The 18730-nt window shown below is 32.8% G+C and carries 16 protein-coding genes; 10 read left to right on the top strand and 6 right to left on the bottom strand.

Annotated elements, in window-relative coordinates:
- Nucleotides 1–85: 85 nt before the first annotated feature.
- The 3 genes from QM746_RS15465 (at nucleotide 86) to QM746_RS15455 (ending at nucleotide 7040) form a co-directional block, all read left to right on the top strand.
- Nucleotides 86–388 carry a DUF3467 domain-containing protein gene (locus QM746_RS15465; protein WP_414985037.1) on the top strand — a complete coding sequence of 101 codons (303 nt, stop codon included), beginning with the start codon at nucleotides 86–88 and terminating at the stop codon, nucleotides 386–388.
- A gap of 1599 nt (nucleotides 389–1987) precedes the next feature.
- The gene (locus QM746_RS15460) at nucleotides 1988–5908 is read left to right on the top strand and encodes a T9SS type A sorting domain-containing protein (RefSeq protein WP_414985036.1); all 3921 of its coding nucleotides are present in this window, start codon (nucleotides 1988–1990) and stop codon (nucleotides 5906–5908) included.
- A gap of 97 nt (nucleotides 5909–6005) precedes the next feature.
- Nucleotides 6006–7040 carry a nucleoid-associated protein gene (locus QM746_RS15455; RefSeq protein ID WP_414985035.1) on the top strand — a complete coding sequence of 345 codons (1035 nt, stop codon included), beginning with the start codon at nucleotides 6006–6008 and terminating at the stop codon, nucleotides 7038–7040.
- Between the two features lie 154 nt (nucleotides 7041–7194).
- Here QM746_RS15455 and epsC read toward each other — a convergent pair whose 3' ends face one another.
- The gene (epsC, locus tag QM746_RS15450) at nucleotides 7195–8022 is read right to left on the bottom strand and encodes a serine O-acetyltransferase EpsC (protein WP_414985034.1); all 828 of its coding nucleotides are present in this window, start codon (nucleotides 8020–8022) and stop codon (nucleotides 7195–7197) included.
- 232 nt (nucleotides 8023–8254) lie between these two features.
- Here epsC and QM746_RS15445 point away from each other — a divergent pair, with 232 nt between their 5' ends.
- Both QM746_RS15445 and pafA read left to right on the top strand, forming a co-directional pair.
- Nucleotides 8255–9181: a malate dehydrogenase gene (locus tag QM746_RS15445; protein ID WP_374361596.1), complete on the top strand. Its 927-nt coding sequence runs from the start codon at nucleotides 8255–8257 to the stop codon at nucleotides 9179–9181.
- Between the two features lie 137 nt (nucleotides 9182–9318).
- On the top strand, nucleotides 9319–10989 hold the full coding sequence (gene pafA, locus QM746_RS15440; RefSeq protein WP_414985033.1) for an alkaline phosphatase PafA: 1671 nt from the start codon (nucleotides 9319–9321) through the stop codon (nucleotides 10987–10989).
- Nucleotides 10990–11025: 36 nt separating this feature from the next.
- Here the strand turns inward: pafA and QM746_RS15435 are convergent, their stop codons facing one another.
- Nucleotides 11026–11355: a hypothetical protein gene (locus tag QM746_RS15435; protein WP_414985032.1), complete on the bottom strand. Its 330-nt coding sequence runs from the start codon at nucleotides 11353–11355 to the stop codon at nucleotides 11026–11028.
- A 70-nt stretch (nucleotides 11356–11425) separates the two neighbouring features.
- On the opposite strand from QM746_RS15435, the gene QM746_RS15430 reads away from it, so the two are divergent.
- The 5 genes from QM746_RS15430 (at nucleotide 11426) to hemL (ending at nucleotide 15619) form a co-directional block, all read left to right on the top strand.
- The gene (locus QM746_RS15430) at nucleotides 11426–11617 is read left to right on the top strand and encodes a DUF5522 domain-containing protein (RefSeq protein ID WP_374361604.1); all 192 of its coding nucleotides are present in this window, start codon (nucleotides 11426–11428) and stop codon (nucleotides 11615–11617) included.
- A gap of 3 nt (nucleotides 11618–11620) precedes the next feature.
- The gene (locus QM746_RS15425; RefSeq protein ID WP_374361606.1) at nucleotides 11621–12148 is read left to right on the top strand and encodes a DUF4136 domain-containing protein; all 528 of its coding nucleotides are present in this window, start codon (nucleotides 11621–11623) and stop codon (nucleotides 12146–12148) included.
- 154 nt (nucleotides 12149–12302) lie between these two features.
- A complete protein-coding gene (locus QM746_RS15420; RefSeq protein ID WP_414985031.1) occupies nucleotides 12303–13211 on the top strand; it encodes a 1-aminocyclopropane-1-carboxylate deaminase/D-cysteine desulfhydrase in 909 nt (302 codons plus the stop codon).
- Nucleotides 13212–13243: 32 nt separating this feature from the next.
- The gene (locus QM746_RS15415; RefSeq protein WP_414985030.1) at nucleotides 13244–14293 is read left to right on the top strand and encodes a glucosaminidase domain-containing protein; all 1050 of its coding nucleotides are present in this window, start codon (nucleotides 13244–13246) and stop codon (nucleotides 14291–14293) included.
- A gap of 27 nt (nucleotides 14294–14320) precedes the next feature.
- The gene (gene hemL / locus QM746_RS15410) at nucleotides 14321–15619 is read left to right on the top strand and encodes a glutamate-1-semialdehyde 2,1-aminomutase (RefSeq protein ID WP_414985029.1); all 1299 of its coding nucleotides are present in this window, start codon (nucleotides 14321–14323) and stop codon (nucleotides 15617–15619) included.
- A gap of 119 nt (nucleotides 15620–15738) precedes the next feature.
- On the opposite strand, the gene QM746_RS15405 is transcribed toward hemL, so the two are convergent.
- The 4 genes from QM746_RS15405 to QM746_RS15390 form a co-directional block, all read right to left on the bottom strand.
- The gene (locus QM746_RS15405; protein ID WP_414985028.1) at nucleotides 15739–17154 is read right to left on the bottom strand and encodes a CCA tRNA nucleotidyltransferase; all 1416 of its coding nucleotides are present in this window, start codon (nucleotides 17152–17154) and stop codon (nucleotides 15739–15741) included.
- Nucleotides 17155–17264: 110 nt separating this feature from the next.
- Complete coding sequence (locus QM746_RS15400; RefSeq protein WP_414985027.1) at nucleotides 17265–17813, bottom strand: L-threonylcarbamoyladenylate synthase; 549 nt, start codon at nucleotides 17811–17813, stop codon at nucleotides 17265–17267.
- Nucleotides 17814–17815: 2 nt separating this feature from the next.
- A complete protein-coding gene (locus QM746_RS15395) occupies nucleotides 17816–18424 on the bottom strand; it encodes a hypothetical protein (RefSeq protein WP_414985026.1) in 609 nt (202 codons plus the stop codon).
- A gap of 24 nt (nucleotides 18425–18448) precedes the next feature.
- Complete coding sequence (locus QM746_RS15390; protein ID WP_414985025.1) at nucleotides 18449–18730, bottom strand: hypothetical protein; 282 nt, start codon at nucleotides 18728–18730, stop codon at nucleotides 18449–18451.

Genomic DNA, 18730 nt, shown 5'->3' with positions numbered 1-18730 from the left:
TAAGGTTTAGAATGCAGGTTTCTGTATTTTAAACCTTATTTTTGTAAAGCAATAAATTAATTTTTAACAACAAAATTTTATAACAATGGATAATAACCAAAACCAAGATCAAAACGTAAATATTCAATTAAACGAAATGGTAGCAGCTGGTGCATATTGCAACTTAGCTTTAGTAAACCACTCTCCATCTGAGTTTGTATTAGATTTCATCCAATTAATGCCAGGTGTACAACAAGCTCACGTAAGAAGCAGAGTAATTCTTGCTCCTCTTCATGCAAAAAGAGTTTTAGCTGCATTAGAGCAAAATATTCAAAATTATGAAGCTCAATTTGGAGAAATTAAAGAAGTAGAGCCTTTCGTATTAGGAACAGGTAATGCTCAGGCTTAATAATTAATAAAAATAAGCATATAGAAGAGGCTGTCTCCATATGGAGACAGCCTTTTTAATGCAAAAAATGGAAATTTTGAGCTTTCCTAATAGTTACAATTTTGTAATTTACTATTAGCCAAGTCAAAAATAGTCTTTAAAGATTACATTCCTAAACAAAATCTGCTTTTTTCTCCAAAATTGTTGGAGCTGATTGATGAAAAACATCCTGTAAAAGTAGTTTCAAGCATTATTGATAGCTTGGATATTTAAAATTTAATCAAAACCTAAAAATCTAGTGAAATATCTTGATATTACACGAAAATGCTTTTTAAAGTTTTGATTTATGACTATTTGAGCAATATCTATTCAAGTCGATAAAAGTAACGCAAAACATCGATAAGATTAATCACATTTTGAAGGATAAAAACACCTTCGAAAGTTCGTTAGAAACTGAATTAAGCCAAGAAAAACTAGCCGAATAATATAGATAAATGTAAAAAACAACAGGAAATTTTAAACTCTAGGAACTTAATTGAGTGATTTGGCGAAGCTAAACTCTCAGATAATATGCAGATTTCTACAAATAAATAATTTATTTTACATTTTTCGAATCGTTCAATAAACATTAGAATCTCATTTACAAGGTTTTGAAAAGCGTTATCATAAAGTTCCAAAAAAGCTTGTCTCCGATGTAGGTTATAGTTCTGAATAGAATTGTAATCTATTGAAAAATAATAAAATAGAAGTAAAAAATGACCTACTTTCCATTTCCCAAAATCTCTAAACAATGTCAAAAATTGCCTAAAACAAACTGCTTTTTATTTTTTTTACTTTATTTTTCAATATTTCTACAATTCTGAGATTTTAATAAAAAACGTAATAATTTTTCTTTTACAATTCAATACAAAAAAGACTGAGTCTCATTATATTTTCTTTTTTGATAAATTTCCTCATCTTCATATTCTTGCAGTTAATTTTATAAGGATACAAATAAACTGTTGTAGTATAGTTATAATATAGATAATACTAGTCAAAATAATCTAAAAACTCTTACTTCGAGCTTATAGAAAGCAAGAATAAAGCTATGTTTTATAAACAAATTTTAGTTGGTGTTTATGTAGTGAAAAAAGGAGACCTACTATAACAAGTTTACAACCTCGAAGCATATTGGTAATAAGACTAAAGCTACTTTTAAATTTTTTAACAGCATAAAAATCTCAGTCTAAAACACAAAAAGTAAGATTGTCTCAATTTCGAAATTTCATTTTAAATAGGATATTTGGAGATCTTATTATAGAGTGTTTTGTTGTTGAATTGATGGTAAAATTCTTAAAATACGCTTTTTGTAGTAGTGCATAAAATTCTATTAGTTGTAATTTTGCAATGAGAAAACACACAAAATGAGAAACAAATATTTTTTATCATTACACAGCAAAAGAAGTCTTCTATGCTAAGTTCAAAAACAGATTTCGAGATTAACAGGTCACTTTGTTGAGTCGATTTTTTCGTTGTAATTCAATTATTACCTTTTAGTTACTTAAATCGATTCAATTATTGAAAGTTTTTTAGGGAGATAACCCCGATGATTTTTTTATCAAATTAAAAAACTTTTAAATTATGAATTTTTATAATTATTTTCTTAAAAGATTCTGTTGTTTATTAATTTTTACATTATCTTTTTGTAGTCTTACTTATGCACAAATGGTTACTGATGGGAATACTTCCGGATGGGCTACTGCATTAAGTAATAATGCTATAAAAGCATTTGTACATGATAATAATAATACAAACGATGACTCTTTTACAGGAGGATCGGCAGATACTAAATTGGTAAGTACTTGGGCGTGGGTAAGTGGAAATACCAATGATAAAGGTGATATTACCAATACTGCAGCCGTTTTAATTGATGGTGTAATTTATTTTTGTGGCGATAGAACAGCCATAAATGGTGATGCTCAGATTGGTTTTTGGTTCTTTAAAAATGGAACAGCCAAAATGGCTAACGGAACCTTTGCTCCAGAACACTCAGATGGAGATTTATTAATCCTAAGTAATTTTACAAATGGTGGCGGAAAAGTTAACTTAAGAATTTTTTATTGGCGTTTTAATCCAGGTAATCAAAGTGGTTATCTAGAAGATGTTACAGCGCTTTATAATTCTAATGATACTTTTGCTTTTGTCAATTCTACCAATCAACCTACTCCAAGTTATCCAAATTGGACATATCAAGCAAAGAAAACAGGTAATGTAACGCCTCCAGTTAATGTATATCCGGCTGGTTCTTTCTTCGAAGGACAAATTAAATTATTGGGAAGCTATGCTCCTTGTTTTGCTAGTTTCTTAATGGAAACAAGAAATTCTCAGTCTGAAGACGCTTCTTTACAAGATTTAGCATATGGAGAATATAACGGAAAACCTAAAGCTCCAACAGTATCTTCTGCTACAAGATGTGGAGAAGGAGAGGTAACTTTATCGGCTCAATGTACCGGTGGTGATAATAGTTCTGTGAGATGGTACACTTCTGAAACAGGCGGAAATCCTATTTTTACAGGAGATTCTTATACGGTAAATCTTACTCAAACTACTACTTTCTATGTCTCCTGTTATAGAAGCGATGGCTTAAGTTGCGAAAGTGCCAGAGTACCAATTACGGCTACGATTAATCCTAAACCATTGGTGAGTTTGTCTTTTGATCCTATTAAATGTAATGGGGATAATACAACATTGGTTGCTAGTGTAAGTTCTGGTACAGCTCCTTATACTTATTTATGGAGCAATGGAGAAACTACACCTAGTATTTCTGTAAAAGCAGGTTCTTATAGTGTTACAGTTACTGATTCTAAAGGATGCTCTGCTACATCTGAAACTATAAATATTACAGAACCAAGTAAATTGATGATGGAAGTATCATTCACACCAATCTTATGTAACGGAGATCAATCCACAGTAACCGTAAGCGCAAGTGGAGGCACAGCACCGTACATAGGAACAGGCAGTTTCTCAGTATCTTCAGGAACTTATACTTACACTGTTAAAGATGCAAACGGTTGTGAAGTTTCCAAAGAAATCACAATTACAGAGCCAAGTAAATTGATGATGGAAGTATCGTTTACACCAATCTTATGTAACGGAGATCAATCCACAGTAACCGTAAGCGCAAGTGGAGGTACAGCACCATACACAGGAACAGGCAGTTTCTCAGTATCTGCAGGAACTTATACTTACACTGTTAAAGATGCAAACGGTTGTGAAGTTTCAAAAGAAATCACAATTACAGAACCAAGTAAATTGATGATGGAAGTATCGTTTACACCAATCTTATGTAACGGAGGTCAATCCACAGTAACCGTAAGCGCAAGTGGAGGCACAGCACCATACACAGGAACAGGCAGTTTCTCAGTATCTGCAGGAACTTATACTTACACTGTTAAAGACGCAAACGGTTGTGAAGTTTCAAAAGAAATCACAATTACTGAGCCAAGTAAATTGATGATGGAAGTATCGTTTACACCAATCTTATGTAACGGAGATAAATCCACAGTAACCGTAAGCGCAAGTGGAGGCACAGTACCATACACAGGAACAGGCAGTTTCTCAGTGTCTGCAGGAACTTATACTTACACTGTTAAAGACGCAAATGGTTGTGAAGTTTCCAAAGAAATCACAATTACAGAACCAAGTAAATTGATGATGGAAGTATCGTTTACACCAATCTTATGTAACGGAGGTCAATCCACAGTAACCGTAAGCGCAAGTGGAGGCACAGCACCGTACACAGGAACAGGCAGTTTCTCAGTATCTTCAGGAACTTATACTTACACTGTTAAAGATGCAAACGGTTGTGAAGTTTCAAAAGAAATCACAATTACAGAACCAAGTAAATTGATGATGGAAGTATCGTTTACACCAATCTTATGTAACGGAGGTCAATCCACAGTAACCGTAAGCGCAAGTGGAGGCACAGCACCATACACAGGAACAGGCAGTTTCTCAGTATCTGCAGGAACTTATACTTACACTGTTAAAGACGCAAACGGTTGTGAAGTTTCAAAAGAAATTACAATTACTGAACCTAGTAAATTAGAAGTTTCATGTTCTTCTGTTAATCCTAAGTGTAATGGCGATTTAGGAAGTATTACCGTAACAGCAAGTGGAGGCACGGCTCCATATACAGGAACCGGAACATTTAATGTAATGGCAGGAACTTATACTTATAAAGTTACTGATGCTAATGGTTGCTATGCAGAAACTACTTGTACTGTAACAGCTCCAGAAAAATTAGTAATAAAAGTAGAATACACTCCAATTCTTTGTAATGGAGGTAGTTCTAGTGTAACTGTAAGCGCAAGTGGAGGCACGGCTCCATATACAGGAACCGGAACATTTAATGTAATGGCTGGAACCTATACTTATAAAGTTACAGATGCAAATGGTTGTTCAGATTCTACTACAATTACAGTTAATCAACCTTCTGCATTATCACTTACAATTGTTACAGAAAAATTATTATGCTATGACGGAACTGTAAAAGTTACAGCTAATGCAAGCGGAGGAACTCCACCATACTCTTATCTATGGTCTAATGGAGCAACTACACAGGTTGTAAATTTGGGAGCAGGTAATTATACAGTTACAGTAACAGATGCTAATGGATGTACAATTTCTAAAAATGTAGAAGTTAAAACAGCTACTTGCGAAGGATTTACAACAGTAACTCAAGGTGGTTGGGGAGCTAAAGCTTCTGGCAAAAACTGGGGTGCTTATAGAGATGCTAATTTTGCAGCTGCATTCCCTACAGGTTTAGTGGTAGGAACAGTTTCTAGAAATTTAAGTCTCACTTCAGCAAAAGCAGTTGACGATTTCTTACCAAGCGGTTCTACACCTAGAGCATTAGATAAATCTTATGTAAATCCTGGACAAACCTATCAAAATGTATTTGCCGGACAAGTTGTAGCTCTTACCCTTAATGTAAGATTCGACGAATGGGATGCTAACTTCTCTTCTAATACAATTAAACTTGGTGATTTAATTGTAAATTCAGGAGCATTTGCAGGTTGGACAGTTTACCAAGTTCTTGCAGAAGCAAATAAAGTTCTTGCCGGCGAAGCTTCCATGTATTCGGCTAGCGAACTTAATGCTATTGCAGATGCTATCAATAATAATTACGATGGAGGTAAAGTAAATTTAGGCTTATTGTCTTGTCCATGTACTACAACAGCAAGCAAACAAATGGTTGCGCCTACTACGCAAGCAAAAGCAGCTCCAGAAGTAATTGTAAGCGACGAAGTGGTGTTGTATCCTAATCCTTCTTCTGGCGAATTTAACTTGAGATTTGATGCTAAAAAAGACAGTAAAGTTCTTGTTCAAATTTACAATGCACAAGGAAGTTTAATTGGAGACTACAGCAACAAAGTAGTGAGAAACGGTAACAAAGCTTCTCTATATATAAACAACCCTAACTTAGTAGCTGGTTTGTATCTTGTAAAAGTGAAAACTTCTACCACCGAAAGAACCATCAAGCTTCTAATTAGGAAATAAATCTAATTTTTAAAAATGGAAAGTCCCGCAGCAATGTGGGATTTTTTTTGTTGATGTTATTAAAATATTTATCGTAAAATATCACTATTTTCGCAGCATGATTTTCACAGAAGAAACCACACTAGAACATCTTTGCATCAATTATGTTGGAAACCAAACGCATCAGGAAGCTTTGGTGACTTCCGATACCGAAATTTTCTTAGAAGAAGAAATGAAAATGATGCTGAAAGATTATTTCCTTAAAAATTTTAAACCCGAAATATTTTTCGAGTTTTTCCATAGTTCTAATATTGAGAATAACGAAGTGTTTACCTACGTTTCAGAAATTTTTGAACGACCAGAATTGCTAGAAAACCAATCTAAAAAATTAGCAAAATTGCTTTACGAGCATTCTACCAATCCTAGAACTAAAGGCGGAGAATTCTACGTTTGCTATTTCAAAGATTTAATCGTAAAAGGCGAAAGATACGATGCTGTAGGACTTTTTAAATCTGAAAATAAAGATACTTTCCTTAAGGTTTCTCCAAAAAATGAAAACTTTGAACTCGAAACTTTACAAGGAATTAATCTGAATAAAGTAGATAAAGGTTGTATTATTTACAATACCAACAAAGAACAAGGTTACCTTATTTCTATTATCGACGGAACTTCTAGAGCGGAAACCAGTTATTGGATGGACGATTTCTTGCAAGTACACCAGCGCCAAGACGAATATTTCGAAACACAAGAAACGCTTACTCTTTACAAAGAATATATTACCAAGCAATTACCTCAAGAATTCGAAATTTCTAAAGCAGACCAAGTAGATTTACTAAATAAATCTTTGAGTTTTTTCAAAGAAAAGGAAGAATTTAAAATGGAAGAATTTGCTGGCGAGGTTTTAGCAGACGATGAGGTAATCCAAAGTTTTAATGCCTTCAAAACGCAATACGAAGACGAAAGAGATTATGTGTTGTCTGATGATTTTGCCATTAACGAAGCTGCGGTAAAGAAAAATGCTCGTTTGCTGAAAAGTATTATCAAACTTGATAAAAATTTTCATATTTACGTTCACGGAGACCGAAAAAAACTCCAACAAGGACAAGACGAAAACGGGAAATACTACATTCTCTATTTCGAAGAAGAAAATTAAAAATTACAATCTCTGTATGATAATTTAATTTTATATGTTCACGGTTCCCCTTCTGAAAGAGGGGTGGCTGAGCGAAGCGAAGTCGGGGTGTTAAAAAAAGCAAAAAGCCTTTCCATAAAATTTTGGAAAGGTTTTTTTATAATATGAGTGATGTTTAAATAAAATAATTAATAGGTTCTTCCGAAGGATATTTGTGTTTAATGGTAACTTGTCCTTTATGAAAAACTACAGAATTTGCAGGTAAATTCTCAGTAATCCATACGTTACCTCCAATAATAGAGCCTTCTCCAATGGTAGTTTCTCCGCCAAGAACCGTTGCATTGGCATAGATTACCACATTGTCTTCTATAGTTGGATGTCTTTTGGTATTGGCAATTTCTTTAGAAACAGAAAGTGCACCAAGAGTTACGCCTTGGTATAATTTTACAAAATTTCCAATGTTTGAAGTTTCACCAATTACAATCCCAGTTCCGTGGTCTATAAAAAATGGCGAACCAATTTCTGCGCCAGGATGTATGTCTATTCCGGTTTTGCTGTGTGCAAGTTCTGTCCAGATTCTTGGGATAATTGGGATATTTTTAAGGTATAATTCGTGGGCAAATCTATAAATTGCAGTGGCATAAAAACCAGGATAAGAAAAAGTAACTTCTTCTAAAGAACTAGCAGCAGGGTCGTTTTGTAATAAAAACTCTGCGTCTTTTTCTAAAGTAATATAAACCGAAGGAAATTTTTCAAAAAAATATTCAGCAGCATTAAAAGCTTCTTCAGGAGTGTCGAATACAGATTGTAGAATTTCTGTAAAATCTTTTTTGAAACCAATAAGCCTATTGTTTGTTTCGTTTTCGGAGCTGCATCTTTGCAATTCTAAGAAAAAAACAAATCTGAAAAAATCGTCAATAAATTTTTCTATTCTACTTTTGTTAAGGTCATATTTTCTGTTGGCGTATCCTTGGTGTAAGTGTTTCAAAAAAATACTCTTCATAAATTATAAATAAAATGCAAATTTAGCAATTGGTTTTAATTGACAATTGGTTTTAAGCAATTTTTAAATCTATTATAATTATTTATAAAATATTGTTAATAGAGATTTATTTCATGTTAATAAAATTGTTCAGTCCTCAAATATTCATTAAATTTGAGGTGCAAAATTTAAGGTTTTCTTTAATCTTAAATTTGATTCTTTTAATTAAAAAATTAACAAAAAAATTTTAAATATGAAAGTAACCGTAGTAGGCGCAGGTGCTGTAGGTGCTAGTTGCGCAGAGTATATCGCAATGAAAAACTTCTGTTCAGAAGTAGTTTTGGTAGACATTAAAGAAGGTTTCGCAGAAGGTAAAGCAATGGACTTGATGCAAACAGCTTCTCTTAATGGTTTTGATACTAAAATTACTGGTACTACAGGAGATTATAGCAAAACTGCTGGTTCTGATGTTGCTGTTATTACTTCTGGTATTCCAAGAAAACCAGGGATGACAAGAGAAGAATTAATTGGTATTAACGCTGGTATTGTAAAAAATGTAGCTGAAAACTTGGTGCAACATTCTCCAAATGTTATTATTATCGTAGTTTCTAACCCAATGGATACCATGGCTTATTTGGTACACAAAACTTCTGGTTTACCAAAAAACAGAGTAATTGGTATGGGAGGTGCTTTGGATTCTGCTAGATTTAAATACAGATTGGCTGAAGCTTTAGAGGCTCCAATTTCTGATGTAGATGGTATGGTAATCGCTGCACATAGTGATACAGGTATGCTTCCATTATTATCTAAAGCTACTAGAAATGGTATTCCTGTTACCAATTTCTTGTCAGAAGAACAACAAAGCTATGTTGTAGAAGAAACTAAAGTAGGTGGAGCTACTCTTACTAAATTATTAGGAACTTCTGCATGGTATGCACCTGGTGCTGCTGTATCTGTAATGGTACAAGCTATTGCTTGCGACCAAAAGAAAATGATTCCTTGTTCTTTAATGCTTGATGGTGAATACGGACAATCTGATATCTGCCTTGGTGTTCCTGCAATTATTGGAGCAAACGGTGTAGAAAAAATTGTAGAAATTGAACTTTCTGAAGCTGAAAAAGAAAAATTTGCTACTGCAGCTGCAGCTGTAAGAGATGTAAATGGAGATTTGAAATTCTAAAAATTTCTAAAAAATTAAATAAAGAACGCATCAAGCAATTGGTGCGTTTTTTATTTTTTAACATTATTTAAAACTTATTATACCATTCCTCCGAAACAAAACAATTAAATTTGCCCATACAACAAAAAATAAATTCTATGTTCAAAAAATTTACCATAATTGCAATTGCAGTTTTATCTATTGGTACTTTTAATGCTCAAAAATCCGAAGCACAAAAACATGTAAAACAAGTTCAAACCACAACTCAAAAACCAAAATTAGTAGTTGGTTTGGTGATAGACCAAATGCGTTGGGATTATCTTTACAGGTATCAATCTAAATATACAGATGGTGGTTTCAAAAGATTATTAAGTACAGGTTATTCATTTAATAATGTGATGATTCCTTACGTTCCTACTGTTACAGCATTAGGACACACTAGTGTTTATACAGGTTCTGTTCCTTCAATTCATGGTATTGCCGGAAATGATTGGACGGATAAATCAACTGGAAAAAACGTGTATTGTACTACAGATGTTACAGTTCAATCGGTTGGAACTACAAACGAAAAAGTAGGACAACACTCACCAAGAAATCTTTGGAGTTCTACCATTACAGACCAATTAGGTATTTCTACCAATTTTCGTTCAAAAGTAGTAGGTGTTTCTCTTAAAGACAGAGCATCTATTTTACCAGCGGGACATAATCCTACAGGAGCTTTTTGGTTTGACGATTCTTCTGGAGATTTCATTACAAGTACTTATTATATGAATGATTTGCCAACTTGGGTTAAAGATTTCAATGCTAAAAAAGTACCTTCAAATTTAGTAGCAAACGGTTGGAATACTTTACTTCCTATAGAACAATACACCGAAAGTACTCAAGATAATAGCGCTTGGGAAGGGCTTTTAGGAAGTGCAAAAACGCCAACTTTTCCATATAGTAATTTAGCCGCAGATTACGAAGCTAAAAAAGATAACATCAGATCTACTCCTTTCGGGAATACTTTAACCTTAAGATTTGCCGAAGCTGCAATCGATGGTTATCACATGGGAAGAAATGCAGATACAGATTTCTTGGCAATTAATATAGCTTCTACAGATTATGCGGGGCATAAATTTGGACCAAATTCTATTGAAGTTGAAGATGTTTATTTGAGATTAGACAGAGATTTAGCAGCGTTTTTCAAAATGTTAGATGCTAAAGTTGGTAAAGGAAAATATTTGGTTTTTTTAACCGCAGACCACGGTGCAGCACACGCTGAAGGTTATATGGAAGCTAATAAAATGGCAACAGGGTTTTTCGGGACAGATTTTGAAAAAACATTGAATACTAAACTGAAAGAAAAATTTGGCGAAGACAAAATGATTTGGGCAATAGACAATTACCAAGTTTATCTTAATAATAATTTAATTAAGGAAAAGAATTTAGACCGTGATAAAATTAAAGAAGAGGTAGTGAAAATTCTAAAAGAAGACCCTACAGTGCTATATGCTGTAGATTTAGACGAAGTAGCAGAAGCTAGCATTCCAGAACCTATTAAAACCAGAATTATCAATGGTTATAACTGGCAAAGAAGTGGAGATATTCAAGTAATTTCTCACGATGGAATGTTGCCTCCATATTCTAAAACAGGTACTACGCACAGCGTTTGGAATTCTTATGACTCTCATATTCCTCTTATTTTTATGGGAACAGGTGTTAAAAACGGACAAAGCAATAAGCCTCATTTTATGACAGATATTGCGCCAACTTTGGCTCAGTTTTTAAAAATTGAAAATCCAAGTGGTTGCATTGGCAATCCAATTACAGAAGTTTTAGAAAAGTAATTGATAAACTAAAAACGTGCAGCAATGCACGTTTTTTTATTTTCTGTATTTTAAAAAATTCCAAAATTTTCTCTTTTCGAGGTAATTTAGTTCGTTTTCTTTTGAGTATGCTTCTCTTTCGAAGCAGATGTTTCGATAAGCCAGATTTTTGTCTTTTAGCTTAAAGAACAAATAATAATACTCTAAAACATACCATATATAGAAAAATATTACTAAAAGTTCTAATTGCTGATGTATGTGTATTTTTTCGTGGTTCATTAATACTTTATTCGCCCTTAATTTTTTATCCCGAAGAATAATGAAAGGAAAAAGTGTAATTCCGTTAATTTTTGTTTTCTTTAAAAAACTAAGATACAGCACTATCATAAAACAAATATAGAATTTATACGTTATACTATTAAAGATTAGTTAAAAATTTTATTTGTATTTTTATGGAATGAAATTTGATACAGATTTAAAAGAAAATATAGATTTTTATTTCAACGAACAAGGCTATCGTGTTTTTACGGAAGCTTATCATTTAAAAAGAGGATATTGTTGCAAAAGTGGTTGCAAACATTGTCCTTATGGTTATGATAAAAAAACAGATACTTTCAAAAAAGATATTAAAAAACCAAATAAATCATAAAAAATGAAGAGATACTTTTTACTTTTAGCAGCATCAGTAGCGCTAGTAGTTACTTCATGTACTCCGTTTCAGGTAAAGACAGATTATGCACAAACGGCGCAATTTACAGATTATAAGACATATCAGTTTAGAGTAGATGACCTTAAAATTAATGATTTAGACAAAGACAGAGTTTTAAATGAAGTAGCCAAAAATCTACAATCTAAAGGTTTATCAGCTTCTCAAACTCCAGATTTAATAATTAATTTGAAAGCTTCTCATAAAAAAATTGAAGATATTAGAGACGACAGACCTTACGGAATGTGGGGTTGGGGAGGTCCTTACGGTTGGGGCTGGGGAATGAACAGAACTTGGACTTCCGAGTACAACAGAGGTTCTCTGGTGATAGATATTATTGATGCTAAAACTAATAAATTGGTTTGGCAAGGCATAGGAAGCGGTATTAATGTAGATTCTCCTAAGTCTAAACAAAAACAAATTCCAGCGATAGTAGCAGAAATGATGGCTAATTATCCGCCGGTGAAAAAATAAATTTTCTTTGAATTTTTACTTATAGTTTTAAAATTTCGGGGCAGCCAATGGTTGTCCCGAAGTTGCTTATACATAGTTTTTAAAAACTCTTAAAGAAATCTTAATACTCGTTAAAATCATTCCCTTTTAACATAAAATGCCTAATTTTGTAAAAATGAAGCTTTTAGAACATAAAATTCCAATTGTGGAAATTCCAATAAAAAGTAATGTAAAACTCTTCATCAAAAGAGAAGACCTTACGCATCCCGAAATTTCGGGCAATAAGTATTGGAAAATGTTTTTTAATGTTAAAAAATATTTGGAAAAAGAGGTTTCAGAAAGAAAAATAATCACTTTTGGAGGTGCTTTTTCTAATCATATTGCAGCAGCAGCAGCTCTTGGTAACGAATTCGGAATCGAAACACTTGGCATTATCAGAGGAAACGAATTAGAAAATACTTGGCAACAAAATCCAACGCTTTTTTCGGCACATCAAAACGGAATGTCTTTTAGATTTGTAACCAGAGAAATTTACAGAGACAAAGAAAAAATGATGAAAGAGCTTCAAGAAGAATTTCCAGAAGCACTGGTCGTTCCCGAAGGTGGTACCAACGAAAACGCGGTAGAAGGCATACAATATATGCTAAATGATGAAACTAAGGAATTTGATTATCTTTGCAGCGCTGTTGGTACAGGAGGAACGGTTTCTGGTATTGCTAAATTTGCAGCTTCTCATCAGAAAGTTTTAGGCTTCAAGGCGGTGAAAGACGAGTCTTTAGAAAGTAGAATTTCTAAACTTTCAGGAAAACAAAATTTCACACTTTTTGATGCTTCTGATGGTGGTTTTGGTAAAATAATAGATGAAAATGTACGTTTTATCAATAGTTTTTATCAGCAATTTGGCATCGTTTTAGAACCCGTTTACACAGGAAAAATGCTGAGGAAAATTTTTAAATTGATTAATGAAAACTATTTTCCAGAAAACAGCAAAATTTTAGTGTTTCATACCGGTGGTTTACAAGGAATAGATGGAGCAAACGAAATGCTGAAAAAGAAAAATAAGGAACTAATTAACATTTATTGAACCAAATAAGTTCTAGCAGTTAAAAAATAAATATGAAGAAATTTATTGTAATATTTTCAATTCTAATGATTTCAAATTTCCAAGCACAAGGTTGGAAAACAGAGGATCAATACATCCAAAAATTTGCAAAATATGCCGTAGAAGAGATGGAAAAATACAATATTCCGGCTTCTATTACATTAGCGCAAGGGCTTTTGGAAACTGGTGGCGGACAAAGTATTCTCGCGCAACAAGGCAACAATCATTTCGGAATAAAATGTAAAGAAGATTGGACGGGAAAAACCATGAAATACACCGATGATGCTCCCAATGAATGCTTCAGAGTATATGAAAATCCCAAAGATTCTTACGAAGATCATTCTAAATTTTTGGCAAATCGTCCTTATTACAAAGGTTTATTTCAATTAGATCCTAAGGATTATAAAGCTTGGGCTCATGGTCTTAAAAAAGCAGGATATGCCACCAATTCTCGCTATGCGTATATTTTGATAGATAAAATTGAAAAATATAAGCTTTTTGAATTTGATTTCATCAAAAAAGAGCAAGTTACTGAGAAGCTTTTAGCCATATATCCAGATTTATCAAAAGATAAAGATTTTTTGGCTAAAAATTTATCAATTCCAAAAGCAACTAAAGAGGATGCACCAAAAGTGGTAATTGATGCGCCGGAACCAGTGAAATTAACCAAAAATGAAGTTTTACTTTCTATTCTGATGAAAGCACATCCTAACGAAGCGCTTAAATATATTGTAATTCCTATAGAACCAGATTACGATGATGCTTCGGAAGTAAACTTGGAAGATATTTCTAAAAAATATGAAGTTTCTGTATCAAAACTAATTAAGTGGAACGAGCTTACTTCTAACAATTTAAAAGAAGGACAAATTTTATTTCTGGAAAAGAAAAATTCTTCCGGAACAGTGGATACTTACACTGCAGAAAAAGGAGATAATATGTACACTATTGCCCAGAAATTTGCTGTAAAATTAGACAAACTTTATGATAAAAACCGAATGAACTATGGTGATAAAGTAAAAGAAGGTCAAATTATTTATCTCAAAAACAGAAAGCCAAGAAGCTAATTAAATATCAATTTTCATTCATCAATTATGATTTACCAGAGAAGTTCAGCTTTATTTGAAGAAGCTTACAAATATATTCCAGGTGGTGTTAATTCTCCTGTTCGTGCTTTTAAATCTGTAGGAGGAGTTCCTATTTTTATGAAATCTGCAAAAGGTGCTTACCTTACCGATGCGGACGATAGAACGTATGTAGATTACATCAATTCTTGGGGACCTGCAATTTTAGGACATACTCATCCCGAAGTTTTAGAAGCTGTGAAATTACAGGCTGAAAAAGGTTTTTCCTTTGGAGCGCCAACAGAATTAGAAACCGAAATTGCGAAATTTATCATAGAAAATGTTCCGAATATAGACCAAATCAGAATGGTTTCTTCGGGTACGGAAGCTTGTATGAGCGCTATCAGATTGGCAAGAGGATACACAAATCGTGAAAAAACTATAAAATTTGAAGGTTGTTATCATGGTCATTCAGATTCATTTTTAATTAAAGCAGGAAGTGGTGCTGCTACTTTTGGGAATCCAAATTCTCCGGGAGTAACTTCTGGCACTGCAAAAGATACACTTTTAGCAAAATATAATGATATAGAGCAAGTTGAGGATTTATTCCGTCATAACCAAGGAGAAATTGCTGCGATTATTGTGGAACCCGTTGCTGGAAACATGGGTTGCGTTTTGCCAGAAAACAATTTTCTTCAAAATTTAAGAAAAATCTGTGATGAAAACGGGGCTTTATTGATTTTTGATGAAGTGATGACAGGTTTCCGTTTGGGTTTTGGCGGAGCGCAAGAACTTTTTAACATAAAAGCAGATATTGTGACTTACGGAAAAGTAATTGGCGGCGGAATGCCAGTTGGTGCTTTTGCTGCAAGAAACGAAATTATGAATAAACTTTCGCCAAGAGGAGATGTATATCAAGCAGGAACTTTAAGCGGAAATCCTCTTGCAATGAGAGCTGGACTTACAACGCTTCAACTCATCAAAAACAATCCTGATTTCTACGAAAAATTAAATAAAACTACAGAAACACTCGATTTTGAAATTGGTAAAATCCTAAATTCTAAGGGAATTGCCCATAAAATCAACAGAAAAGGTAGTATGATGAGCGTTTTCTTCCATACAAATAGAGTTTCTAATTTTGAGGAAGCAGCAGATTCTAATCATTCATTATTCAATAATTTCTTTCATCAATTGTTGGCTCAGGGAATTTATCTTCCGCCAAGTGGTTACGAAACGTGGTTTATTTCGGATGCGATTAACGATGCAGAAATTGATAAAACGCTTGAAGCCGTTAGAAATTTTGATTATTCAGATAAAGTAGAAGACTAAAATAAAATTCCTCAAATTTTTGAGGGATTTTTCTTAATATTCTTTTATTTCTCGCAGATTAAGCACAGATAATGCGGATTTTTTAATTATCTGCTAAATCAGCACAATCAGCGAAAGATTCATAATTCCAAGCCTAAAAGTTTCGCTTCTTTAATGACGAAATTTCTAGCTTCATCTTTATCATTTGCAATGATGCCTTCTAAAATGGCTTCTTTTACTTTCTCTTTCAAAATTCCTATTTCTCTGCCAGGTTTTAAGTTAAAAAGTTCCATTATTTCTTCTCCAGAAATAGGTGGTTGAAAATTTCTAACTTGGTCTTTTTTTTCTACTTCTTTTATTTTCTTAGCTACATATTCAAAATTTTTCTTGAATTTTTCTTGTTTCTGAGAATTTTTCGTCGTGATGTCAGCCTTACAAAGCGTGAACAAATCTTCTAAATCTTCGCCGGCATCAAAAAGCAATCTTCTCAAGGCAGAATCCGAAGTTCCATCATCTATCAAAGCAATCGGTCTGGATGAAAGTTTCACCATTTTTTGAACGTATTTCATGTCGGTTCCTAAAGGTAATTTGAGTCTTGTAAACAAGTTTTTAACCATTTTAGAACCTAAAAACTCGTGTCCGTGAAAAGTCCAGCCAATTTTTTCTACAAATTTTTTAGTAGGAGCTTTTCCTATATCGTGAAGCAATGCAGCCCAACGCAACCAAAGTTTATTTGTATTTTTAGAAATATTATCAACTACTTCTAGCGTATGCCAAAAATTATCTTTGTGCGTTTGTCCTTCTACTTCTTCAATGCCTTTTAATGCTGTTAATTCTGGAATTATTTTTTCTAAAAGTGTGGTTTTTTCCATCAATTTTAAGCCAACCGAAGGTTTTTCGCTGAGCATAATTTTGTTGAATTCCACCATAATTCTTTCCATCGAAACAATTTTGATGCGTTCTGCTTCTTGTTTGATGGCTTCTAGAGAATTTTCCTCAATTTCGAAATGTAAAACCGATGCAAACCTAATTGCTCTCATCATTCTCAAAGGATCATCAGAATACGTTTGAGCAGGTTCAAGAGGTGTTCGCAAAATTTTGTTTTGCATATCTTCTCTTCCTTTGAAAGGATCAATCAGTTCACCAAAATTTTCAGAATTTAGAGAAATTGCCAAAGCATTTACGGTGAAATCTCTGCGTTTTTGGTCGTCTTCTAAAGTGCCAGTTTCTACGGCTGGTTTTCTAGAATCTTCGCTGTAACTTTCTTTTCTTGCGCCTACAAATTCCAAATCCAAATCTTTATATTTAATCATCGCAGTTCCATACGTCTTGAAGATAGAAACTTTCAAATCTCCGAGTTCTTTTCCTACGGATTTTGCGAGTTCTATTCCGCTTTGTTCGGTAACGAAATCGATGTCTGTTGGTACTTTTCTTTGCATCAACAAATCACGAACGTAACCGCCAACAATGTAAACAGTTTGGTTGTTTTCTTGAGCGACTTTAGAAATAATTTTAAAAAGTTTGAAATTTTTATTTTGGGCTAAATTGATTTTCATACATTGGAATATCGAACTCAGAATACGGAAGTTTTATCTTCTTTTCTTTAATCTGTAATTTTTTGCAAAGATAAGATTAAATATAGTTTTTCAAAAACTTCTTACTTCCATCACTCTCTCAAGATTTTTACTCTTCCGTCACTCCAGATTTTTATAACAGAAGACCCTGAATATTTAGACACATATTCTCTGCTTTCTTGTACTGCGTAATCTACCGCATCAATTAATTCTTGGGAAATATCCGAAAATTTCAAAGGAGATTTGTCTCCGCTAAAATTAGCCGAAGTAGAAACCAAAGGTTTATTGAGTTTAGAAATCAATTTTTTACAAAAATCGTCTTTTACCAGTCTAATTCCGATACTTCCGTCTTCTGCAAGAATTTCTTTTGGTAGATTTTTAGGATTTTCATAAACAATGGTAACTGGTTTTTCTGACAAATCAATAATTTGCCAAGCCATTTCCGGAACGTCAACCAAATCTTGTAATCGGCGTTCGTTCTCTACCAAAATAATCATAGATTTGGTTTTTTCACGCTTTTTGATTTCAAAAATTTTGTTGATAGCTTCTACATTGGTTGCATCACAACCAATTCCCCAAATCGTATCGGTAGGATAGAGGATTACGCCTCCGTTTTTTAATATTTCTAGTGCTTTTTCCATAATTATTTAGAATTTTCTTCAAATTCTGATTTTAGTTCTACAATATTAGGATTTCTTGATGAAAAAATGATGGTTTCAAAATCTCCAACATTTTTTAAAGTATCTTTCAAAAACAATATTTTTGAAATTTTTTCATTGTTAAATTCAAAATTTATTTGTGCTCTTTTGTTGCCTTTATAATATGAAATTTGTTCAATTTTAACTGATTTTTCAATTCCGTAATAGGTTAAATCTGTGTATTCTACGAGATTTACAATTTTATAGAAAGCGAAAATTAAAATAAAAAGTGTAGGAAAAGCAATCAGAGAAAAAGTGTTTTTTAATTTTTTTGCAGTTTCAAGCCCAAATTTTTCATAATAATATCCATTCATTGCTAAACTAAAAGGACTTATGAAACCCATTTTTTCAATATTTTTAAATACAATAATTCCGCTGATTAATATTGATAAAAATCCAATTCCAAACCAACATATCATAGTTGCAAAAACTATTTTAAAAAATTGATTTGAATTTAAGTCAATTTTCCACCAAAAATGATATGCCAATAGGAATGAAACTCCAATTAATAAAATTGAAATTAATAAATATTGTATTGTTATTTTATAATTCATTTTAGATTCCTTCGGAATGATAAATTATGTGGTTTTTCTTTTTAAATATTCATTCAAATAATACAAGCCAATACTTATTGCTAGTGCAAAAAAGTAGTCTATAATAATTTCTTTTCCCCAGCCAGAATTTGGGATGGGAGATTCAACTAGAAATTGATGATAAAAGGTATAAGGAAAACCTATTTTTAAAGTACAAGGATTATCTACAAAGCCTAAAGCAGGAATGTTTAAATCATTAATTATTGTAACAAACGAAATGCTACAAAAAATTAATATTGATAATATTAAAATTTTTAAATACCTCAA

Origin of the sequence: Cloacibacterium sp. (assembly GCF_047601505.1) — a bacterium.
In the GTDB taxonomy this organism is placed as follows: Bacteria; Bacteroidota; Bacteroidia; order Flavobacteriales; family Weeksellaceae; genus Cloacibacterium.
This window is presented reverse-complemented; position numbering and strand designations above follow the sequence as displayed.